The organism is Stenotrophomonas sp. 05L414_2 (assembly GCF_056397905.1).
The window spans coordinates 35297-56450 of the sequence record NZ_JBFTOJ010000001.1 but is presented as its reverse complement, the minus strand read 5'-3'; the positions used below and the strand labels follow the sequence as shown (position 1 = coordinate 56450).

The following is a 21154-nucleotide window of genomic DNA, read 5'->3' as shown; positions in this document are numbered from 1 at the left end:
GGTGGCCGCGATCACTACGGCGCGTTTACTTGCGCGTGCCGTCGAGCCAGTTGGGGCCCTTGTTGGTGAGGAAGAACACATAGACCACCAACGATACCGCGATCGTCGCGGTGACGTAGATGGCGAACCAGTCCACGTGGCCGGTCTTCAATGCGCCCTGGTACAGCAGCGGTGCGGTGCCGCCGAACAGCGAGTTGGCCAATGCATAGCCGAAGCCCACGCCCAGCGCACGGATGTGGGTGGGGAACAGCTCTGCCTTCACCACGGCGTTGATSGAGGTGTARCCGGTGAGGATGACAAAGCCCAGTGCCAGGGTGAGGAAGGCGAGGGTGGCATCGTGCTGGTGCGGCAGCTGGGTGATCAGGTACCAGCTGTACAGCACGCCGCCCACACCGAAGAACACCAGCAGGCTCTTGCGGCCGATGATGTCCGACAGCCAGCCGCCGACCGGCTGCAACACCATCAGGAAGGCCAGCACGCCCAGGTTGATCAGGGTGCCGGTCATCGGGTCGTTGCCGGCGAAGGCGCTCTGGATCATCTTCGGGCCGTTCACCGAGTAGGTGTAGAAGGCGATGGTGCCACCGGCGGTGATCAGGAAGCACAGCAGCAGCGGACGCCACTGGTGCACGAACAGTTCGTACATCGAGCCGGACTTCTTGTCCTTGCCCTCGCGCGCGGCTTCGATGGAGGATTCCGACAGCGACTCGTCCATGCCACGGCGCAGCCAGAACACGACCACGGCGGCGATGCCACCGATGCCGAAGGCGATGCGCCAGCCCCACTCGGAGATTTCCGGCTTGGCCCAGAACGTCAGCATCACGAACAGGGTCAGCTGTGCCAGCACATGGCCGCCCACCAGGGTGACGTAGTGGAACGAGGACAGGAAGCCGCGGCGGCCCGGAATGGCGGCCTCGGACATGTAGGTGGCGCTGGCACCGTACTCGCCACCGGTGGCGAAGCCCTGCAGCAGGCGCGCGAACAGCAGGATGATCGCCGCCCAGATGCCGATGCTGGCAGCGGTGGGGGTGATGGCGATGATGARCGAGCAGAAGGCCATCAGCGTGACCGACACGGTCAATGCAAGGCGACGGCCATGACGGTCGGCGAAGCGACCGAAGAACCATGCGCCGATCGGGCGCATCAGGAAGGTCGCGGCGAAGATCGCCCACACGTACAGGGTGGAGTTCTTGTCTTCAGGCGAGAAGAACTGCGATTCGAAGTACACGGCGAACACCGAGTACACGTAGACGTCGTACCACTCCACCAGGTTGCCGGCGGAGCCTTTGAGGGTGTTGGAGATGGAACGCCGCAGGGCGGCGCCGTCGGTGCTGGGGACAGCGGATTGGGACGTAGTGCTCATCCGGGTGGGGATCCTCGATGCGGTGCGTCCATGCGGGAAATTGCGCTGCCAGGCGCGCGGTGCGCTGCCGGCCAGCCTCCTTGGTACTGCAACCCACGTCAACGCCGGGTGCCGGAAGGGGCGGGCGGGGCATGGATGGATGACAGCGTGCCACTACATGGGCTGCCGGACCATAACCAAAACGTCCTAAAATCCGTGTTCCCCCAGCTCCCTGGTGCGTCATGTCGGCTCCCCCCGTTCCGTCTGCGGCTGCCCCACGGGGCGGCCTTGTCGTGCTGGCACTGCTGCTGGTCTACGTGGTCTGGGGCTCGACCTACCTGGGTATCGCCAAGGCCCTGCATGGCGGCGCGCTGCCACTGACGATGGTCTCCGGCAGCCGGTTCATCATTGCCGGCGGCCTGATGTACCTGGCGCTGCGCCTGTTCTGGAAGATGCCCAGACCCACCCTGCGGCAGTGGCGCAACCTGGTCATCATGGGCGTGACCATGCTGGTGCTGGGCAACGGCATGGTGGTGCTGGCCGAACGCGAGGTGTCATCCGGCCTGGCCGCTACCGCGGTGGCCTCGGTGCCGTTGTGGATGGCGCTGTTCTCGGCCCTGCGCGGGCAGCATGCCAGCAAGGGCGAATGGCTGGGCATCGCCGTTGGCTTCGTCGGCGTGGTCTGGCTCAACGCCGGCAGCAGCCTGACCGCATCGCCCACCGGGCTGGTGCTGCTGCTGATCGCGCCGGTCGGCTGGGCGTTCGGCTCGGTGTGGGCACGCGGGCAGGATCTGCCGGGGCCGTTCATGACGGCCGCCGGGCAGATGATCTGCGGTGGCGTGCTGCTGGTGCTGATCGGCCTGGTCGTCGGCGAGCGCCCCACCACCCTGCCCGACAGCGGTGGCCTGCTGGCGATGGCCTACCTGTGCGTGTTCGGTTCGATCGTGGCGTTCACCGCTTACGTCTGGCTGCTGCAGAACGTGCGCCCGGCGCTGGCCGGCAGCTATGCCTACGTCAATCCGGTGATTGCTGTCCTGTTGGGGGCTGCATTGAATGGTGAACGCTTTGGTTGGCGCGACTTCCTGGCCATGGCGGTGATACTTCTGGGTGTGGTGGTACTGACGATGGCAAGGACACGCAAGCGATGAGCATGGACGAGAAAGAACAGCGACGGGGCCTGTTGATCACTGCCTCCACCTTCGTGCTGTGGGGGCTGGTGCCGGTGTACTGGCATCTGCTCAACGAAGTGCCTTCGTTCCAGATCATCGCCCACCGCATCATCTGGAGCACCGTGCTGGTGGTGGCCTGGCTGCTGATCGCATCACGGCTGGGTTGGTGGAAGAAGATCGCCGCGCAACCGCGCGCGCTGCCGATCCTGGCGGTATCGAGCCTGACCATCGCCTTCAACTGGGGCCTGTACATCTGGGCGATCAACGCAGGGCATGTGATCGAAACCAGCCTGGGCTATTTCATCAACCCGCTGGTGAACGTTCTGCTGGGCGTGCTGGTGCTGAAGGAGCGCCTGCGCCGCGTGCAGTGGCTGGCGGTAGCCATCGCCGCGGTGGGCGTGGCCTGGCTGACCATCGATGCGGGCACGCCGCCGTGGATCGCGCTGGGCCTGGCGTGCTCGTTCGGCCTGTACGGCCTGCTGCGCAAGCTGGTGTCGGTCGATCCGGTGGCCGGGCTGGGCGTGGAAAGCCTGTACCTGTTCCTGCCCGCGCTGGGCTTCGCGCTKTGGTCGGAAAACGGCCATGGCGGTGGCTTCTTCGGTGGCTGGGGCTGGGCAAACGACCTGATGCTGATTTTCGGCGGGGTGATCACGGCGGTGCCGCTGATCGGCTTCGCCTACGGGGTCAAGCGCATCCCGCTGTCGCTGGTCGGCATCCTGCAGTACATCGCACCGAGCCTGCAGCTGCTGCTGGGCGTGTTCTTCTTCCACGAAGCGTTCGACACCGGCAAGGCGATTGGTTTTGCGGCGATCTGGGCCGGGTTGGTCCTGTACGTCGGTGACAACGTACGGGCGATGCGCGGCGCGAAACGGTAGCGCCTCCGGGGTCAGATCCCTTCGCGATGCAAAGGGATCCGACGCCGCAAAAAAGAACGGCGCCCCGAGGGGCGCCGTTCTGCTTCCATCCACGGCCAGGAGAGAGTTGGCCGGGGCGGGAACGCGGTTGCAGGCTTAGAAGCGCTGCTGGTACTTCATGTACATGAAACGACCGATGTCGAAGCCACCGTAGTAGGTGAAGCTGCTGTTGGGCTGGCTGTACATGATCGGACCCTGGTGGTCGAACACGTTGTTCAGGCCCAACGACACGGTGCCATCCCACGGCAGGCTGTAACGCACCTGCAGGTCGTGGAAGGTGTTGGAACCCACCTTGCGGCTCGGCTGTGCATCGGTATACGGCGAAACAAAGTCGGCCATGTTGCAGTCCGGGCCACCGCCCAGATCGTACGAGCAGGCTTCCTTCATGCCCGAGTAGTAACGGGCGGTCCAGCCGATGCCGAGGTTGCCGTACTGCCAATCCAGGTTGAAGGTCGAACGTACGCGGAAGTCACCGGCCCAGCCCACGCGCTGCTCCACCGGGGTGGTGGCGGCGCTGTCGTTGCGCTGCTCCAGGTAGTCGGTGTAGGTGGTGTTCCAGTTGATGGCGAACTTGCCGTATGCGGTTTCCGGCAGGCGGTAACGCACACCGATGTCATAGCCGGCGGTTTCGCGGTAGCCGGCGTTGACCAGCGAACGATCCAGCGCCGAGACCTGGCCGCGGGTGGCCGCAGCGGTGGAACGGGTGAAGCGACCGCATGCCGAATCCACGCCCTGCACGTAGCACTGGTTGAGGATGTCGGTAGCCGACTCGCCCACGATGGCGTTGTCGATGCGGATCTTCCACCAGTCCAGGCTGACGTCCAGGCCCTGCACGAATTCCGGGCTGTAGACCAGGCCGACGGTCCAGGTCTTGGCGGTTTCCGGCTTCAGTTCCGGGTTGGAACCGGAGTTGAAATCGGAGGTGGCCTGCTGGCCCGGGCGGTTGGCAAGGTTGCCGTCCGAACCGGTCTGCTGACGGAAGTTGGCGGGCACGTTCAGCGCCTGGCAGCGTGCTGCCACGGTCGGGCTGCTGGCGGCGATGCCGAACTTCGTATCGCACGGATCGGTGAACGAATCGCGGCTGGAAACCGCGCCGCCGTAGAGATCGTCCACGGTCGGTGCACGGAAGCCGGTGCCGTAGGTGGCGCGTACCAGCAGGCTGTCGATCGGCTTCCACTTCAGGCCGAACTTGCTGTTGGTGGTCGAACCGAAGGTGTTGTAGTCGGTGTAGCGACCGGCCAGGTCCAGCGACAGCTCGCGGGCGAAGGCCATGTCGGCCAGCAGCGGCACCTGCATTTCCAGGTAGACCTCGTTGAGCGAGTAGTCGCCACGGGTCGGCTGGCCGGTGGTGCCGGCGATCTGGCCCTTCTGCACCATCAGGTCCGGGGTGTAGCTGGCTTCTTCGCTGCGGTGCTCAAAGCCCATCGCGCCCATGATGTCGCCGGCCGGCAGGCTGAACAGCGAGCCGGAGATGTTGGCGCTGGCGACCTTGGTGGTGCTGCGCATCTTGTCGACGAAGCGGGTGAACAGGTAGTCCTGCACGTCCTGGTTGCCCAGCGAGCCCGGGCCGGTGTAGCCCATCGGCGCAGCCGGATTCCACGGCACGCAGCCGGCGATCACCGCACCCGGCGTACCGCAGCGGGCCACGTCGCCGTCCATGAAGGACGGGCCGACGGCGAGGTTGACGTTCGGCTGGTACATGCTGCCCGTGCCAACGCGCTCGCCTTCATTGCGGTTGTACATGTAGCTGACGTTCCAGTCCCAGTAGCGCGAACCGGTTTCGAAGCTGCCTTCCAGGCCGAGGCTGGCACGCTTGGTTTCCAGCGTGTTCTCGGTACCGCGCGGCAGCTCTTCGGTGCGGTGCGAGAACAGCACGTCCTGGCCCCACTTGTTGAAGGTGCTGTCCTTGGACAGCGCAGCGCGCGTGCCGTTGCGCGACTGCGCAGCCGAGACCGAGTACGGGTAGCCGGCCAGGTGCTTGGTCGACTCGCGCTTGCTGTACAGCGCATCGGCGACGATGCGCAGGTTGTCGGTGATCGAGAAGCCGCCGTTGGCGAACACCGAGGTGCGCTCCAGGCCGCTCAGCAGGCTCATGTTGGTCTTGGCGTTGGCGCCGTCAGCCGGATCCGGCGTGTGGAAGTTGCCAGCGCTGCTCGGGTCGCCGCCCGGGCCCACGGTCAGCGGCTTGCCACCGACGGTGACCGTGCCCCACTGGGTGGTCGGGCTCAGCGCGTCGACGTCGTCGGCATGGCGCGGGCCACCCGGGTAGCGGCTGAACTCGCGCGCATCGCCGAGGATTTCGTCTTCCTTGGTGCGCTCGGCGCCGACGCTGAACCAGCCGCGGTCGAAGGTCTTGCCGAAGGTGGCGCTGTAGGAGCGCTTCTGGCCGTCGCCTTCACCGTACTGGCCGACATAGACGCTGGCTTCGCCACCGTCGAAGTTCTTGCGGGTGATGATGTTGACCACGCCGGCGATGGCGTCCGAGCCGTACAGCGCCGAGGCGCCATCGGTCAGCACTTCGACGCGTTCGACGATCGCCGACGGAATCGAGGCCAGGTCGGAGTAACCGCCGGCGCTGACGCCCATGCGGCGGCCGTCGATCAGCACCAGGCTGCGTTCCGGGCCGAGGTTGCGCAGGCTGACATACATGCCGCCGAAATCGCGCGAGGAGCTCAGCGAGGACGAACGGCTCAGGCTCGGTGCGCCGGCTGCAGTGACGTCCTGCAGGATGTCGGCAACGTTGACGTAGCCCTTCTTCTCGATGTCGGCGCGGTTGAGTGCCACCACCGGCTGCGCGGTCTCGACACTGGCCTGGCGGATGCGCGAGCCGGTGATCTCGATGCGGTCGAGGTTGGTGGGGGTATCGCCGGCTTCCTGTGCGAAAGCGGGCGTGGTGCAGCTGGCGGCCAGCGCGATGACGATCGCGTTGCGCAGCGGGGTGGTCTTCAGGGACATCCGTGAAATCTCGTGTTTCAGAAAAAACATGCGTCCGTTCTATGGACGCGTGGGGTGCTGCAAACCAACGTGGGGGCCGGATTCTAGAGTGTTTTCATCGGTAACTGTTTGTCCGCGCGCGCTGTAACGCCGCGAAAATGAATCGCAACCAACAATCCACAGGTGCACTGTGCGCAACGTCACGCGCGATGCGTTTGCGATGGGCAGAGGCACCGATAGCGGCACGAACCCGGCACGCTTGAGTGGTTGCAACAACGCATCGCAGTACGCACGTAGCTATCAGTTGTGGTACTCCGTCCCGCATGAAACGCTCTTCGCGTTGTCGTCGAAAGAAGGAGATGAAGGGATGATCCACCTCGAAGAGGCACGCCGCCGAGTGGAGGCTRCACTTGCCACCGACGATGAACCGGTTGTCATCACGCACGAGCATGAAGTCGTCGAAGGCTGGCTGTTCTGTTTCCAATCGCTGCGCTACCTGCAATCCGGCGAGATATCGGATGCGTTGGCCGGCAATGGACCGATCTTCTTCGACAGGCATACGGGCGATCAGCACCCGCTGTGCACGGCATGTGCGCCGGAGGAAGCCCTGCGTCAGCATCTGGCCTCGCGTACCCCGCCATCTGAAGCCACGTCGGTGGACTTCTGAATTCCGGGAACGAAAAAGGGACGGAGCTTTCGCCCCGTCCCCTGCGCAACGCTCAATAAATCAATGCGTGATGCTCAGGTCTCGCGCAGCGCCGTGGTGATCGGCAGGCGTGCCGCGCGCAGCGCCGGGAACAACCCGCCCACCAGGCCGATGCCCAGCGCCCACTTCAACCCGCTCCACAGCAGTTCCGGCGATACATGGAACTTGAACACCACCGCGCTGAAGTTGCTGCCGATGGTGGACACGCTGTAGCCGTTGAACAGCAGCCACGCCACCGCACATCCCAGCAGTCCACCGAGCAGCGCCAGCAGCATGGTTTCCAGCATCACTGCAGTCACCACCGGCAGGCCACGGAAGCCGATCGCACGCATGGTGGCGATCTCGCGTGCGCGTGTGGCCACGGCGGCATACATCGTGTTGAGCGCACCGAACACGGCGCCCACTGCCATGATGGTGCCGATCACCTTGCCGAGGATGTCGATCAGCTTGGTCAACCCACCACCCTGCTTGCTGTAGTAGACGCGGGTGGTTTCCACGTCCAGCTTCAGGCGCGGATCGGCGGCCACGGCGGCCTTGAACTGCTCGAAGCCGGCCTTGCCGTCGGTACGCACGCTGATCGACTGCCAGGCACTGCGCTGGTAGGTGGTGGCCAGCGTGTCGGCGTCGGTCCACAGTTCCGAGTCATGCGCATCGCCGGTAGCGAACACGCCCACGACCGTCCAGGTCTGGTTGCCCAGGGTGAGCGTTTTGCCAACATCCATGTCGCGGAACTGGCTCCTGGCGCCCTGGCCGACCACGATCTCGCGCAGGCCGGCGGCGAACCGGCGGCCTTCGACGATCTTGACCTTGTCATGCACGGCCCACGCCTGCGGGCCGACACCGCGGAACTGTGCATTGACGTCGGTGCCATCGGCCTTGGACACCAGGTTGACCACCTGCGAGAGTTCCGGCGACAGCAGCGGCCGCCCCTGCGCATCGCGGGTGATGCCGGGCAGGGTGGACAGCGTCGGGACCTGTTCGCGGGTGATGACCGAGTTGGTCTCGGCCTGCGAACCGCCGCGCAGCACGATCGCGGTGGTGTCATCGCCGGTGTTGTTGAGCGTGGCCTGGAAGCCTTCGCCCATCGCCAGCATCGCGACCAGTACGCCGACCACGCCGGCGATGCCGACCACGATCACCGAGGAGGCACCCCAGCGTTGCGGCAGGCTGGCGATGCCGATGCGGGTGGCGGCCAGGGCCAGCCGGCCACTGCGGGTGAGCGCCAGCCACAGCCCCAGCAGCACCGCGATGGCAGCGACGCCGATCCACGGCAGGCTGATCCAAACCACCAGGCCAACGACCAGCAGCAGCACGGTCACCGCGTTCCCCAGCCACTTCTTGAGCTTGTTCATGTCGGTGTCCTCTTCAGCGGCCGGCGAGCGCGTCGACGATCTTCAGGCGCTTGGCGCGCAGTGCGGGCAGCAGCCCGACCACGATGCCGATCACCACGATCAGGACGATGCCCACCAGCCAGGTCGGCGTCGGTACGTGCGGCGGCAGCATGCCCATGCTCTTGGGGCTGATGGCCGGCAGGATCAGCGCCGCCAGGCCCATGCCGATCAGTCCACCGAGGCCGATCAGCAGCACCGATTCGACCATCACCAGGGTCAGCACCGTGCCGTCCTTGAAGCCCAGCGTCTTCAGCGTGGCCAGTTCCGGAACGCGCTCGCGCACCGCCTGGGCCATGGTGTTGCCGGTCAACAGCAGCAGGGTGAAGAACACCGCGCCCATGATCGAGGTGACGATCATGCCGATGTCGGCGAACTGTTTCACGAACGCCTGCTGGAACGCCGATTCGGTCTGGGTCTTGGTTTCGTGGTCGGAGTTGGCCGAGATCGCATCGATGGCCTGCGCCACTCTCGACGACTGCTCCGGGTTGTCCAGCGTCACCGTGTACCAGCTCACCTGGTTCTTGATGTAGTCGTTGGACTCATCGAAGTACTTCCAGTTCATCATCAACTGGCGTTCTTCATTGGCCGCCAGTGCGCGATCCTTCGAGCGATAGATGCCCTTCAGTTCCAGCGGCCAGTCGTTGCTGCCGCCACGCGGGAAGATGGTGGCCTGCAGCGGGATGGTGTCGCCGATCTTCCAGCCGAACTGCTTGGCCAGCGTCTCGCCGACGATCGCGCCGGTACGGGTCTGCTGCCAGTCCTGCAGCTGCGCCGGGTCGATCTGCAGCTCGCGGTAGACATCGAAGTAGTTGGGCGCCACCGAGAAGTTGGGGAAGAAGTTCTTCGGGTCCTGGTAGATGCCGCCGAACCACATGCCGTAGGTGACATCGCGCACGCCGCTGACCTGGCGGATCTGCGTTTCCAGGCGGATCGGCAGCGACTGGGTGATCGACAGGCGCGAAGCCACCACCAACCGGTTGGCACCTTCCACGCTGCCACCGGACGAGAACGCCACGCGCACCGAGTCGAGCATGCCGAACAGCAGGAACGCGGCCACCACCGACAGCAGGGTCAACAGGGTGCGGGTGCGGCTGCGGAACAGCTGCGCCCAGACCAACGAGAAGTATTTCATCGCTGTGGCCTCCGTCAGTGGGCCAGCGGCGCGTCGGCCAGCTCGCCCTTGTCCAGGTGCACCGTGTGGGTGGCGTACTCGGCAGCCTTCGGGTCATGGGTGACCATGATGATGGTCTTGCCRTGTTCGCGGTTGAGTTGCTGCAGCAGGCCCAGGATCTCTTCGGCGGACTGGCGGTCAAGATCGCCGGTAGGTTCGTCGCAGATCAGGAAGGTCGGGTCGGAGACGATCGCGCGGGCGATCGCCACGCGCTGCTGCTGGCCGCCGGACAGTTCGTTGGGGCGATGGCTGCGGCGGTCGGCCAGGCCGACCAGGGTCAGCGCGATCTCGGCATTGCGCTTGCGCTGCGCCGCGCTGAGGTGGGTCAGCAGCAACGGCAGTTCCACGTTCTTCTGCGCGGTCAGCATCGGCATCAGGTTGTAGAACTGGAACACGAAGCCGACATGATGGCTGCGCCACGTCGACAGCTGGCCGCCGCTCATCTGGTCGATGCGCTCGCCTTCGATGCTGATCTCGCCGCCGGTGGGGTTGTCCAGACCGCCGATCAGGTTGAGCAGGGTGGTCTTGCCGGAACCGGACGGGCCCATCAGCGCGACGAAATCGCCGCTGGCGATATCCAGGTCGATGCCGTGCAGCACCTGCACCTTTTCGGGGCCACGCTGGTAGGTCTTGGTGATGTTGCGCAGTGAAACCAGGGTCGACATGGGTGGTTCTCCACGAAAGGCGGGAAACGGGGATGCGTCCCGGCCAACGGCCGGCACGCGTCGAACAGTGGTGCTTTCCAGCGGTACTGCCGGTGGCGCCATGCGGGCGCCGGGCCGTTACTGCGCTTGCTTCTGCTTGACCCTGGTGCCGTCGCGCAGGGTGTCCAGCGGGTTGACCACCACCGACTCCCCCGCGCTCACGCCCTTGAGGATCTGGCGGTCCTTGCCCATCGCCTGGCCCGCCTCGACCGTGCGTTGCTGCACACGGTTGTCATCGCCCAGTGCGAAGGCCACCGACGCGCCCTCACGCTCGACCACCGCAGTGGCCGGAACGCGCACGCCCTGTGGCTTGGCTTCGGTCTGCGGCTTGGCCTGTTCCAGGAAGCTGACCCGCACGCCCATCTCCGGCACGATGCGCGGATCTTTCACCTTCAGTGTGACCCGTACCTTCACCGTGGCCTTGCCGCGGTCAGCGGTGGGGACGATGGCGATCACCTCGGCCGGGATCTTCCAGTCCGGGTAGGCGTTGAGCGTGGCTTCCACCGGCATCTTCGGCTGCACGCGGCCGATGAAGGYTTCGCCGACCTCGACTTCGATCTCCAGCGATTCCATGTCGACGATGGTGCCGATGCCGGTACGGGTGAAGCCACCACCGGCCGACAGCGGCGAGACGATTTCGCCGGGCTGCGCGGCCTTGGCGGTGACCACGCCGGAGAACGGCGCGCGCACGATGTTGTTGTCCACGCCAAGGTCGGCGATGGACAGCTGGTCGTTGGCAACCTTGACGTTGCGTCGTGCGGTTTCCAGCTGCGCACGCAGGCTGTCACGCTGGGCCACGGCCTGGTCGTACTGCGAACGCGAGACCAGCTGCTGGCCGACCAGCGCCTGCAGGCGGCTGGCTTCAGCGGCGGCCTGCTTCTGCTGGGCTTCCAGGCCGACCACCTGGCTGCGTGCGGCCTGCAGCTGCGAGGCGTACAGGTTGCGCTGCGCGTCGGCATCGATCGGGTCCAGGGTGGCCATGATCTGCCCCTGTTCCACCCGCATGCCTTCTTCGATCATCACCTCGCGCACCTTGCCGGTGATCTTGGCCGACACCGTGGCCATGCGCCGGGCGACCACGTAGCCGCTGGCGTCGAGCACCGAGCTGCTGGCGCTGCCCTGCTGGATGGCCACCGCCGGCGCGGTGTCCACTTCCACGGTGGGCGCGCGGCCGAACAGTGCGAATGCACCACCGGCCAGCAGCACGATGATCACGGCCACGGCGATCCACAGCCAGCGGCGGCCACCACTGCCGCCACTGGAGGCGGGCGGTGGCGACTTGCGGTCGATACGGAGTTCCTTCAACAGCTCGGCAGAAGCGTTCATTCGTTCCATCACAGGCGTTCGGGCGGGTGTGACCGGAAGGGCAGGCAGCGGCGGTTCCGGCGGTGGAGCGTGCGGCACAGCATGAAGGCAGGTGCATCGGCGATGGCAGTGACAGCTGTCATCCGATGTCATTGACGGCGGCAACTGCGAAATGTGACCACGGCGGCACAGGATGGCAACGTCCCCGCTACCGGTACCGCCCATGGATACGATCGCTCCGTCGCTGGCCCGCCTGCAGCAGGTGCAGGTGCGTTACCGCGACCATACCGCCCTGCACGGCATCGACCTGCAGGTGCGCGCTGGCCAGGTACTGGCCCTGCTGGGCCGCAACGGTGCCGGCAAGAGTACCGCGATCAGCGTGCTGTTGGGCCTGCGCCGTGCCGACGCCGGCCAGGTCGAGCTGCTGGGCGGTGATCCGCAGCAGCGCGATCAGCGGCTCGGCCTCGGCGTGATGCTGCAGAGCACCAGCCTGCCGCCGATGCTGCAGGTGGATGAACTGGTGGCGCAGGCGTGTCGGCGCCTGCGCCGGGTCGGCTGAACTGGCATGATCGGCAGCGATCGTCCCCGCCTGGAATCTTCCGTGCCACCGAGCTGGCTTGCGTCCCTGCTGCGCCCTGCCCCGGATTCGGCGGTGGCCGAACTGCTGCGGCGTGGCAAGTCGCCCTGGAGTGGTGCGATCCACCTGCTGTGGTCGGTCTGGATCTTCCTTACCCCGGTGCTCGGGAATGGCTTCACGCTGCGCTGGTTGTTGCTGACGCTGGCCAGCTATCCGTTGTTCCTGCTGTTCTATGCCAGGGTGATGCTGGCGCCACGGCACCACGCCTGGCGCTACGCGCTGGGCATGATTGCGATGGCCCTGGTGCTGCTGCCGTGGTATCCGTCGGGACTGAGCTACTTCGTGTTCGGCTGCGTGATGATCCGCATGAGCAGCCGCGGCGGCTGGTGGGTGTACCTGTTGCAGCTCACTGGCCTGAATCTCCTGTTCTGCAGCACCGCGCTCTACTTCGGTTATCCGTGGCAGGCCATGGTGTGGATGCCGGCGGTGTCGTTCATTGTCGGGCTGGTGGTCAACGTGGAGGCCTTGAGCCATCAGCGCGACGTTGCCCTGCAGCTGTCCCAGGACGAGGTGCGGCGCCTGGCGACCACCGCCGAGCGCGAGCGCATCGGCCGTGATCTGCATGACCTGCTGGGGCATACGCTGTCATTGATCACGCTGAAGCTGGAACTGGCGCGCAAGCTGTACGACCGCGATGACGCGCGTGCCCGGCAGGAAATCGGCGAGGCCGAGGAGATTGCCCGCGAGGCGCTGGCGCAGGTACGCAGTGCGGTCACCGGCATCCGCGCCAGCGACCTGGCCGGCGAGCTGGCCTCGGCACGCCTGCTGCTGGAATGCCAACAGGTACACCTGCAGTACATGCCGCCGCCACCGATGCCAGTGGAGGTAGAGCGTGGGCTGGCACTGGTGCTGCGCGAGGCGGCGACCAACATCGTGCGCCACGCGCAGGCGACCCGGGTGCAGGTGGATTTCATGCTTGAGGACCGACAGTTGGTGATGCAGATACGCGATGACGGCCGTGGTGGTGTGCAGGCCGAGGGCAACGGATTGTGTGGCATGCGTGAGCGCGCAGCGGCGCTGGGTGGCCAGTTGACGCTGCAGTCGCCGCGCGGGGAAGGCACGCTGCTGACCGTGCGCGTGCCCCTGGTGGCCGCGACTACGCCGCTGTCGCCGGCATCGCTGGCACAGGGAGGCGCGGCATGATCCGCATCCTGCTGGCCGAGGATCAGGCGATGGTGCGTGGCGCATTGTCGGCGTTGCTGGGCCTGGAACCGGATATCGAGGTACTGGGCAGTGCTGCCGACGGCGAAGCCGCCTGGCGCATGCTGCAGCAGCTGCAGCCGGACATCCTGGTCACCGACATTGAGATGCCGGGGCTGAGCGGGCTGGAACTGGCCCAGCGCATCGCCCGCCATGAACTGCCGATCAAGGTGGTGATCGTGACCACCTTCGCCCGTGCCGGTTTCCTGCGTCGCGCATTGGAAGCGGGTGTACTGGGCTATCTGCTGAAAGATGCACCGGCCGAGAACCTGGCCGAGGCACTGCGCAAGGTGAAGCAGGGCATCCGTGCGATCGATCCGCAGCTGGCGCTGGATGCGTGGTCGCAGGCCGACCCGCTGACCGACCGCGAGCGCCGCGTACTGCGCTTGGCAGGCGAGGGCCGCACCGCCAGTGAGATCGCCGAGCAGCTGGGGCTGTCGCACGGCACGGTGCGCAATTACCTGTCCGAATGCATCGGCAAGCTGGGCGTGGCCAACCGGATTGAGGCGTATCGGCTGGCACGGCAGAAGGGGTGGTTGTAGCGGGGCGTCACTTTTCTTTTCGCGTGAAAAGAAAAGTAACCAAAAGAAACACGCCGCCGGCCGCGAGCCGGTGCTGCGCACCAGTACCCTGCGCTTCTCGGTGAATCAGGGGACGGCGCCGAACTCGCTGCGCTCAGACATCGGCGCCTCTTCGCCCCTGATTCCCCTGCGATGCTCGGCTCGCTAGAAGGCGGAATGGAAGGTCAAGATCAACGGCAAAGGCATCCACGCATGGCGTGGATCTACTGGGTGCAGCTGCGGCYTTTGACGTTGGGTCCGCCTTSAAGCGAGCCGAGCACCGCAGGKCCGGCGAGGGCGAAGAGGCGCGGGTGTCTGAGCGCAGCGAGTTCCCGCGCCGTCCCTCGACGGACCGAGGARCRCAGGGYACCGGCGTGCGMAGCACGMCGGCTCGCGGCTGGCGGCGCGTTTCTTTTGGTTACTTTTCTTTTCGCGCGAAAAGAAAAGTGACACCCCTCCGCAGTCGCGGAAAAGGGCAGCCGGGAACCCCCGGCGAACCCATTCAATCCTTCCCGCGTGCCATCGCCTGGAACACGCCATCGCGGCGCACCCACAGGTGGAACAGCGCCGCACCCACGTGCATCAGCACCGTGGCGAACAACACGTATGCCAGCAGGCTGTGCGCATTGCGCAGCGCGGCGTACAGCGCTGGCGTGTGCGGCACGATCGGCGGCAGGTGCAGGCCACCGCCCAGCACGATCGGGTAGCCGCCGGCCGACAGCATCGCCCAGCCGATCAGCGGCATCGCCAGCATCAACGCGTACAGCATCCAGTGCGAAGCCTTCGCGGCCAGCACCTGCCACGCGGGAAGATCCGCTGGCAGCGGCGGTGGGCGGTGGCGCAGGCGGTTGTACAGGCGCAGCACCGCCAGCAGCAGGATGGCGATACCCAGCGGCCGGTGCAGGTCGATCAGCATGGGGCGCAGGTGCAGCGAGGCGACCATGGTCACGCCGATGAACAGCATGGCGATGATCATCAGCGCCATGGACCAGTGCAGCACCCGGGCGAGCAGGTTGAAGTGGCCGTTGCCGGTACTCATCGTGCTTCCCCCTTCGTCTGTGCCGCCGCACCGCTGGCGCGCTCGCGCTCGCGGCGGTTGAACGACTGCGAATACACCGCCGAGCGCGCAGCCAGGATCGGGTCGTCGCTGCCGCGCACGCCGCTGGGCACGATCAGCGGATCGAAGTTGAGCTGGCCGCAGGCGCCTTCTTCCTGCGACTGCATGCGGTCGAGGCTGAGCACGCCCGCCACCACCTGTTCGCGCGATTCAGGCCACGGCACCGAGGGATCATCAATGGCATCGCCCGGCGCGGCCAGGCTGACCACCAGGTTCCAGCGCACCGGGCCGGTGGCCAGGCGCTGCTGCAGTTCCTGGCTGAGGAAATCGACATTGGCCTGCTTGCGCGCCTCCGCATCCATCTCCACCAGCGGCGCCTGCGGCTGCCAGCGCCAGCGCACCGCGCGCTTCTGTCCCTGCGCGTTGGTGAACCAGAAACTGTTGACGCTGTTGAAGGTGGTGTTGGCCCAGCTGCTGGTCCACGGTGCGCTCTTGGCCCACTGCTGGAAGGCCTGTGCGCTGGGGTATCTGGCCAGCACGGCCGCCATCTTCTGCGGGTCGGGCTTGCCGGTGGCCGGATCCGGAATCTGCGCGCGGGTCTGCTCGTAGAACGCCTCGGCGGTGGGCACGGCGAAGAACGGGAAGCTGTTCATCGCCATCCGCCATTCCTGCCCGTCATCGCCCACCAGCTGCACGGCGATGCTGCGCACGCGCGCGCTGCCATCGGCGCCGTGCGGATCGCCGCCGCCGATCGACAGCCGGCCCAGCACCGGAACCTTCGCCTGCGAGAACACCCGTGCGCTGGACAGCGTGGGCGCCTGTGCGCTGGGTTCGAACCAGCCGCTCACGCACACCCCTTTGCTGTGCGCGCGGCGGAAGCCGGGATGTGCAGGGCCGGTGGCCTCGATGGTGTCGGTGAAGCGCTGTGCGGTCAGCCGGTCGCGGCCGATCCAACCGGCCAGCCAGGCGAAGGCGAGGGCAACGATGCCCAGGATCAGTGCGATCAGCGCGATCCAGGGCAAGGGCGAATGCCGGCGCGGCGCGCCCGGCTCCTGGCCGGCGCGGGTGTAGCGGAAGAGCGACATGGTCGGAGTCCTGCCTTCACGGATGTGTGGGTGGGCGACCACACCATCCTCGCAGAACCCGGCCGGGGCCGAAATTCAATTTTTCGTCAGATTTGCAGGTTGATGCAGTGCCGACCAAGGTCGGCACCCACCGGCATGGGCAGCGCCGGGCCATGCCCGGCGGCTCCATCAGCCGTAACGTGCCTTCAGCATCGTCCAGGCCGAACGCAGGGCCAGGGCTTCGCCACCGGCCGGGCGGCCCGGGCGCTCGCCATCGTTCCAGGCATACACGTCCAGATGTGCCCAGCGCTGTCCGTCTTCCAGGAAGCGTTCCAGGTACAGCGCGGCGGTGACCGAGCCGGCCATGCGCGAACCGGCGTTGGCCAGGTCGGCGATGCCGCTGCTCAGGTAACGCAGGTACGGGCGCCACAACGGCATGCGCCACACCGGGTCACGGGTGGCGTCGCCAGCCTGCAGCCACTGCTGGGCGAGCGTGTCATCGTTGCTGAACAGCGCCGGCAGGTCCGGGCCCAGCGCGATGCGTGCCGCGCCGGTCAGCGTGGCGAAGTCCAGCACCAGGTCCGGCTTCTGCTCACCGGCGAACGTCAGCGCGTCGCACAGGATCACCCGGCCTTCGGCATCGGTGTTGTCGATCTCCACGCTCAGGCCCTTGCGGGTGGCGATCACTTCGCCCGGACGGAAGGCATCCGGGCCGATCGCATTTTCCACCGCCGGTACCAGCAGGGTCAGGCGCACCGGCAGCTGCTGGGCCATCACCAGCCCGGCCAGGGCCAGCGCGTGTGCGGCGCCGCCCATGTCCTTCTTCATGTTGCGCATGCCATCGGCCGGCTTGATGTCCAGGCCGCCGGTATCGAAGCACACGCCCTTGCCGACCAGTGCCAGCGCCGGGTCGGTCTCCTTGCCCCAGCGCAGCACGATCAGCCGCGGCGCACGGTGCGAGGCACGGCCCACCGCATGGATGGCCGGGAAGTTCTGCGCCAGCAGTTCGTCGCCGGTGATGGCTTCCACCTGCGCGCCATGCGCTTCAGCCAGGGCACGCGCGGCGTCTTCCAGCTGCTGCGGGCCCATGTCTTCGGTCGGCGTGTTGACCCAGTCACGCACGCGCAGGCTGGCGGCGATCAGGTCGGCCACTTCGCCGGTCGGTGCAGCCACCAGCTGGGCCGGCGCGCGGTTGCGCTTGCGGTAGCGGTCGAAGCGGTAGCTGCCCAGGCCCCAGCCCAGCTGCAGCAGCGCCTGCTCGGCGGCCGGCAGTTCGCTGGCCAGCTGCCACACGCTACCTTCCGGCAGGGCATGCGGTGCATGGGCGTAGCTGTAGGCATCGGCACGATCACCGACGCCGATCACCGCGCCAGCCAGGCCATCGGCGCCGGGCAGCAGCGCAACCGAATGCGCGCCCGCAGTGAAGCCCTGCGACTTCAACCACGCCTGGGTGGCAGCAGATTGGCTGTTCTTCCACGCCTCGAACTGGCTGCGGTCCAGCACGTGCAGCGGCAGTGCGGCGGTGGTGTCGGCGGTGAAGCCAGTGATCTCGCTCATGCGTCAGGTACTCCGGGATGCGTCAGCGTCGGCGGCGTCGAGGTTGGCATCGAGCCAATCGGCCAGGCCGGTGAGGGTGTCGAACTGCAGGTCAGGCTGCAGCTGCGGATGGTTCCAGGTGGCCGCTTCGCGGTTGATCCAGCAGCCGCGCAGGCCGGCAGCCATCGCGCCGGCCACGTCCATCTCGACGTGGTCGCCCACGTGCAGCACCTGCGCCGGGGCGACGCCCAGGCGGTCGCAGGCAGCGTGGAAAATGCTCGCTTCCGGCTTGGCCGCGCCATGCTCGCGCGCGCCCAGCTGGAAGCTGAAGTGATGGGCCAGGCCGATCCGTTCCAGATCGGCGTTGCCGTTGCTCAACGCGGCCACCGGCACCCGCGCGGCGATACGCGCCAGTGCGTCCAGCGCATCGGGGTAGCACTCCACCTGGTTGCGCGCGGCGTAGAACACTTCATACGCCGGTTCCAGAAGATCCAGGCTGGCGCCACTGTTTTCCAGCGCCTCCTGGATCGTCAGCCGGCGCAGCGCGCTCAGGTCGAAATGCAGGTGGGGGTTGTCGCGGAACGAGCGCTCGCGCAGTTCGCGCAKGGCCGCCACCGGATACATCGCGGCGGTGGCGGGGCTGTGTTCGCGCATCCAGTCGAACAGGACCTGGTCGATGCGGGCGCCGATCGGAGCGAACGGCCACAGCGTATCGTCGAGGTCGAGGGTGATGGCAAGGACAGGGAATTTCACCCCGCCATTCTACGCCTGCCCGCGCGGGCTTTCATGCGCGCGGCGGGCAGGCGCCGCCGCCGTCAGTGGCTGCGCAGGTCGTAGGAGCAGTACAGGACGGTCTGGCCATCGACGCGATCGACGCTCAGGTCATGCCTGCCCACTTCGCGCCGGTAGCCACCGGCCACCGGCGGCGGCATCTTCGCCAAGGCGGCGACCTTGCTGATTTCCGCGCTGCCGAAGTACGCCGTGTAACTGTCCACGCCATCCTCGCCGCTGGAGCCGTCGTAGGAAGTCACATGGGTCACCGGCAGGCCAAGCACCATCAGCGGCGAGGCCAGTGTGTAGCCGTCGTCGTACTCGTCCCTGGTCTTGGCCCCGGCGGGCATCAGCACCTTGGCCATGGCATCGAACTGTTCGGGCGTGAGATGGCGCTGGCAGGTGATGGCCTCCACCAGCTGGGTGCGGGCCACTTCCGCACTGGGCGGGGCGGCGGCGAAGGCGGGGGCGGCCAGGCAGGTCAGGGCGAGGCATCGACGCGCGAAAGAGAACATGGGGAGGGTTCCATCCTGGGAAAAAGCGGGCGCATATTCTGCCAGCCTTCGCCGTCCCACCGTTCCTCTCCCCGCACGCCCGTCGATGGAGCGCGCCTCACTCCAGCAGCCGCGCCCAGCCGTGCATGCCGTCCAGCCGCGCCAGCACCAGCTTGATGCAGACCAGCAGCGGCACCGCCAGCAGCAGGCCGATCATGCCCCAGGCCCAGCCGAACACCATCAGCGCCAGGATCAGCACCAGCGGTGACAGTTTCATCTGCCGACCAAGCACGATCGGCGTCACCAGCTGCCCTTCCAGGGTATGCAGGGCCAGGTAGGCGGCCGCAGGCAGCAGTGCCTGCAGCGGGTCGCGGAACTCGACAAAGCCCATCAGCAGCATCAATGCGACGCCGAGCAGCGGACCGACATAGGGCGCGAAATTCAGCAGCGCCGCCACGGTTCCCCACAGCAGCGCCTCCTGCAGGCCGATGCCCAGCAGCATCAGCACCCCGGCCAACAGCAGGCCGACCACCGTGTTGATCACGCTGATGGTCAATACGTAGCGCGACACCTCATGCTCGATCGAGCGCAGGATGTCACTGGTGAAACGCTGCTGCTGCCGGTTCGGGAACAGGGCGATCGCTGCACGCTGCAGGCTCTGGCCGTAGATCATGAAGAACAGCGTCAGCAGCACGACGGCCAGCACCGAGGCGGCCAGCCGCGGCGCACGGGTGAGCATCCGGTAGGGGTCGTCCAGCTGGGTGCGGATCACCTGCACCTTGCGGTTGCCGTCGCCGCCGGCCACGCGCGCGAAATTCTCTGCGGCCTGGTTGGCCTGCTGCACCGGCTTGGTCAGGTCCTGCACCTGGCGCGCAACCTTGCGCAGCTGCTGCGGTGCTTCCTGTGCCCAGTCCATCGCCGGGCCGATCAGCTGCACCGCCAGCGCACCGGTCACGCCCAGGCCGGCGCCCAGCACCAGCAGGGCGCCGAGCGCGCGCGGAATCCACAGCTTCTGCAGCAGGCGCAGGATGGGGTTGCCGACTAGGGCGAAGAACATCGCCAGCAGGACCGGCAGGATGATGTCCTGCGCCGCCCACAGGGTGAACGCCACGGCCAGGGTCGCCAGGATCACCAGCGACATCGGGCCACGTGGGCGCGAGGGCGGCGGCAGGGGTGCGGACTCGTCCGGCGCAGGCGACGACGGGGACAACAGGGACTCGCTCATCGACGCACCGACCAGAAAGAGAAGCCCATTATCGGCCCGCCGCGATCAACGCGGCGGGTAAGGTTCGTCAACGTTCGGACATCTCGGTCGCCGCTTCGGCCGGACGGGGCTCACGCAGCTCGGGCTCGGCCACCGGGCGTGCTGCCGGTCGTGCCGCAGCGGCGGGTGGCGGCCCGGCCGCCTCATCCACCTGGTCGGCGGCATCGTCTGCGGTTTCCGCCGCCTGCGCCGCCACCACCGAAGCAAACGCGGCCTGGGCGCTGGCGAACAGGCTGGACACCGAACCGACCATCTGCAGCCAACGCGCTCCGTTGACCTTGCCCGGAACCTCCAGCTTGCCGGCGATGAATCCGCCGGCCAGACCCACCACCACGATGCGCAGTGGCGACCAGCCCTGTCGCCAGACCTGGCTGAGCACGTTCCAGTGGTCCTGGGTCTCGCCGAGGCGCACGGCCATCACCTGTTCGCAACGTTTCACACGCCGCTGCAGTGCACCGAACTTCATGGCTTGCCCTCCGGGATCTGCACGCCGGCATCGGGATCATCATCGGTGGGCTCATCGAACAGGCCCAACCGGGACAACTGACGCCGGGTGGCGTGCATGCCGGTGTGGTGGAAGAAGTAGGAAACGCGCCAGATCGCATAGCCGGTGACGGCCAGGCTCAGCAGCGAGGTGATCAGCAGGGCCTGCAGCCAGCTCAGGCCGAAGCTCTGCAGCAGGGCGATGAGGGTGGCGGCCAGCAACAGCCAGGCCGACGCACCGAACACGATGGCGACGCCGGCCCAGGCCAATGCGCGGCCGAATGCGCTGCGCGCCAGCGCGAAGTCCGCCGACGCCAACCGGCGCAGCGAACGCAGTGAGTGCTTGGCCGAATCGGCAGTCGCCTGGCCGGCTGCGCCGACCTGGCGGATGCTTTCGTCCAACGGCGGCGTGGCCGCCGGATCAGGACGTTGCGTGGTGTCTTCGCTCACGCCGC

Annotated in this window: 20 protein-coding genes; 6 read left to right on the top strand and 14 right to left on the bottom strand. The window is 66.8% G+C overall.

What is annotated here, in order from left to right:
- Window positions 1-25: 25 nt before the first annotated feature.
- Window positions 26-1360 (bottom strand): MFS transporter, encoded by a 1335-nt coding sequence (locus AC1DJN_RS00270; protein WP_478038539.1) that lies wholly within the window; start codon window positions 1358-1360, stop codon window positions 26-28.
- A 221-nt stretch (window positions 1361-1581) separates the two neighbouring features.
- Between AC1DJN_RS00270 and yedA the strand changes: the two genes are divergently transcribed.
- Both yedA and rarD read left to right on the top strand, forming a co-directional pair.
- Window positions 1582-2487: a drug/metabolite exporter YedA gene (gene yedA / locus AC1DJN_RS00265; protein WP_025878341.1), complete on the top strand. Its 906-nt coding sequence runs from the start codon at window positions 1582-1584 to the stop codon at window positions 2485-2487.
- Window positions 2484-3383: an EamA family transporter RarD gene (rarD, locus tag AC1DJN_RS00260; protein WP_025878342.1), complete on the top strand. Its 900-nt coding sequence runs from the start codon at window positions 2484-2486 to the stop codon at window positions 3381-3383. Before yedA ends, rarD begins: the two co-directional genes overlap by 4 nt.
- 135 nt (window positions 3384-3518) lie before the next feature.
- Here rarD and AC1DJN_RS00255 read toward each other — a convergent pair whose 3' ends face one another.
- On the bottom strand, window positions 3519-6377 hold the full coding sequence (locus tag AC1DJN_RS00255; RefSeq protein ID WP_218788439.1) for a TonB-dependent receptor plug domain-containing protein: 2859 nt from the start codon (window positions 6375-6377) through the stop codon (window positions 3519-3521).
- Window positions 6378-6546: 169 nt separating this feature from the next.
- Here AC1DJN_RS00255 and AC1DJN_RS00250 point away from each other — a divergent pair, with 169 nt between their 5' ends.
- Entirely contained in the window at window positions 6547-7023 is a 477-nt protein-coding gene (locus tag AC1DJN_RS00250; protein WP_478038536.1) for a YrhB domain-containing protein, read from the top strand.
- Between the two features lie 74 nt (window positions 7024-7097).
- On the opposite strand, the gene AC1DJN_RS00245 is transcribed toward AC1DJN_RS00250, so the two are convergent.
- The 4 genes from AC1DJN_RS00245 to AC1DJN_RS00230 all read right to left on the bottom strand — a co-directional run bounded on the left by AC1DJN_RS00245 (window position 7098) and on the right by AC1DJN_RS00230 (window position 11654).
- Window positions 7098-8414 (bottom strand): ABC transporter permease, encoded by a 1317-nt coding sequence (locus tag AC1DJN_RS00245; RefSeq protein WP_025878344.1) that lies wholly within the window; start codon window positions 8412-8414, stop codon window positions 7098-7100.
- Window positions 8415-8427: 13 nt separating this feature from the next.
- On the bottom strand, window positions 8428-9585 hold the full coding sequence (locus AC1DJN_RS00240) for an ABC transporter permease (protein WP_282280299.1): 1158 nt from the start codon (window positions 9583-9585) through the stop codon (window positions 8428-8430).
- 14 nt (window positions 9586-9599) lie between these two features.
- Entirely contained in the window at window positions 9600-10289 is a 690-nt protein-coding gene (locus AC1DJN_RS00235; protein ID WP_025878346.1) for an ABC transporter ATP-binding protein, read from the bottom strand.
- Between the two features lie 117 nt (window positions 10290-10406).
- Window positions 10407-11654, bottom strand: coding sequence for an efflux RND transporter periplasmic adaptor subunit (locus AC1DJN_RS00230; protein ID WP_478038533.1), 1248 nt, complete (start codon window positions 11652-11654; stop codon window positions 10407-10409).
- Window positions 11655-11856: 202 nt separating this feature from the next.
- On the opposite strand from AC1DJN_RS00230, the gene AC1DJN_RS00225 reads away from it, so the two are divergent.
- From AC1DJN_RS00225 to AC1DJN_RS00215, 3 genes are read left to right on the top strand one after another with little or no spacing between them, the layout of a single operon-like run.
- Window positions 11857-12192, top strand: coding sequence for an ATP-binding cassette domain-containing protein (locus AC1DJN_RS00225; RefSeq protein ID WP_025878348.1), 336 nt, complete (start codon window positions 11857-11859; stop codon window positions 12190-12192).
- Between the two features lie 6 nt (window positions 12193-12198).
- On the top strand, window positions 12199-13413 hold the full coding sequence (locus AC1DJN_RS00220; RefSeq protein WP_478013594.1) for a sensor histidine kinase: 1215 nt from the start codon (window positions 12199-12201) through the stop codon (window positions 13411-13413).
- A complete protein-coding gene (locus tag AC1DJN_RS00215) occupies window positions 13410-14012 on the top strand; it encodes a response regulator transcription factor (protein WP_025878350.1) in 603 nt (200 codons plus the stop codon). Before AC1DJN_RS00220 ends, AC1DJN_RS00215 begins: the two co-directional genes overlap by 4 nt.
- A gap of 520 nt (window positions 14013-14532) precedes the next feature.
- Here the strand turns inward: AC1DJN_RS00215 and AC1DJN_RS00210 are convergent.
- From AC1DJN_RS00210 to AC1DJN_RS00175, 8 genes are all read right to left on the bottom strand, one after another.
- A complete protein-coding gene (locus tag AC1DJN_RS00210; RefSeq protein ID WP_025878352.1) occupies window positions 14533-15069 on the bottom strand; it encodes a cytochrome b in 537 nt (178 codons plus the stop codon).
- Window positions 15066-16172, bottom strand: coding sequence for a catalase family peroxidase (locus AC1DJN_RS00205; RefSeq protein WP_025878353.1), 1107 nt, complete (start codon window positions 16170-16172; stop codon window positions 15066-15068). Before AC1DJN_RS00205 ends, AC1DJN_RS00210 begins: the two co-directional genes overlap by 4 nt.
- A gap of 168 nt (window positions 16173-16340) precedes the next feature.
- Window positions 16341-17708: a leucyl aminopeptidase family protein gene (locus tag AC1DJN_RS00200; protein WP_032978292.1), complete on the bottom strand. Its 1368-nt coding sequence runs from the start codon at window positions 17706-17708 to the stop codon at window positions 16341-16343.
- A 3-nt stretch (window positions 17709-17711) separates the two neighbouring features.
- A complete protein-coding gene (locus AC1DJN_RS00195) occupies window positions 17712-18440 on the bottom strand; it encodes an HAD family hydrolase (RefSeq protein WP_478038529.1) in 729 nt (242 codons plus the stop codon).
- A 62-nt stretch (window positions 18441-18502) separates the two neighbouring features.
- Window positions 18503-18973, bottom strand: a complete 471-nt coding sequence (locus AC1DJN_RS00190) for a hypothetical protein (RefSeq protein ID WP_032978295.1) — start codon at window positions 18971-18973, stop codon at window positions 18503-18505.
- Window positions 18974-19070: 97 nt separating this feature from the next.
- Window positions 19071-20177, bottom strand: a complete 1107-nt coding sequence (locus AC1DJN_RS00185; protein ID WP_025878356.1) for an AI-2E family transporter — start codon at window positions 20175-20177, stop codon at window positions 19071-19073.
- Between the two features lie 67 nt (window positions 20178-20244).
- The gene (locus tag AC1DJN_RS00180; protein WP_025878357.1) at window positions 20245-20682 is read right to left on the bottom strand and encodes a hypothetical protein; all 438 of its coding nucleotides are present in this window, start codon (window positions 20680-20682) and stop codon (window positions 20245-20247) included.
- Complete coding sequence (locus tag AC1DJN_RS00175; RefSeq protein WP_442251799.1) at window positions 20679-21149, bottom strand: phage holin family protein; 471 nt, start codon at window positions 21147-21149, stop codon at window positions 20679-20681. The genes AC1DJN_RS00180 and AC1DJN_RS00175 overlap by 4 nt, the downstream gene beginning before the upstream one ends.
- Window positions 21150-21154: the final 5 nt, after the last annotated feature.

Excerpts from the sequence above, each read along its gene's own strand:
- AC1DJN_RS00255 (WP_218788439.1), bottom strand. The coding sequence starts at position 6,377 with ATGTCCCTGAAGACCACCCCGCTGCGCAACGCGATCGTCATCGCGCTG.
- AC1DJN_RS00220 (WP_478013594.1), top strand. The coding sequence starts at position 12,199 with ATGATCGGCAGCGATCGTCCCCGCCTGGAATCTTCCGTGCCACCGAGC.
- AC1DJN_RS00190 (WP_032978295.1), bottom strand. The coding sequence starts at position 18,973 with ATGTTCTCTTTCGCGCGTCGATGCCTCGCCCTGACCTGCCTGGCCGCC.
- AC1DJN_RS00225 (WP_025878348.1), top strand. The coding sequence starts at position 11,857 with ATGGATACGATCGCTCCGTCGCTGGCCCGCCTGCAGCAGGTGCAGGTG.
- AC1DJN_RS00210 (WP_025878352.1), bottom strand. The coding sequence starts at position 15,069 with ATGAGTACCGGCAACGGCCACTTCAACCTGCTCGCCCGGGTGCTGCAC.
- AC1DJN_RS00245 (WP_025878344.1), bottom strand. The coding sequence starts at position 8,414 with ATGAACAAGCTCAAGAAGTGGCTGGGGAACGCGGTGACCGTGCTGCTG.
- AC1DJN_RS00200 (WP_032978292.1), bottom strand. The coding sequence starts at position 17,708 with ATGAGCGAGATCACTGGCTTCACCGCCGACACCACCGCCGCACTGCCG.
- AC1DJN_RS00180 (WP_025878357.1), bottom strand. The coding sequence starts at position 20,682 with ATGAAGTTCGGTGCACTGCAGCGGCGTGTGAAACGTTGCGAACAGGTG.
- AC1DJN_RS00240 (WP_282280299.1), bottom strand. The coding sequence starts at position 9,585 with ATGAAATACTTCTCGTTGGTCTGGGCGCAGCTGTTCCGCAGCCGCACC.
- AC1DJN_RS00205 (WP_025878353.1), bottom strand. The coding sequence starts at position 16,172 with ATGTCGCTCTTCCGCTACACCCGCGCCGGCCAGGAGCCGGGCGCGCCG.
- yedA (WP_025878341.1), top strand. The coding sequence starts at position 1,582 with ATGTCGGCTCCCCCCGTTCCGTCTGCGGCTGCCCCACGGGGCGGCCTT.
- AC1DJN_RS00215 (WP_025878350.1), top strand. The coding sequence starts at position 13,410 with ATGATCCGCATCCTGCTGGCCGAGGATCAGGCGATGGTGCGTGGCGCA.
- AC1DJN_RS00185 (WP_025878356.1), bottom strand. The coding sequence starts at position 20,177 with ATGAGCGAGTCCCTGTTGTCCCCGTCGTCGCCTGCGCCGGACGAGTCC.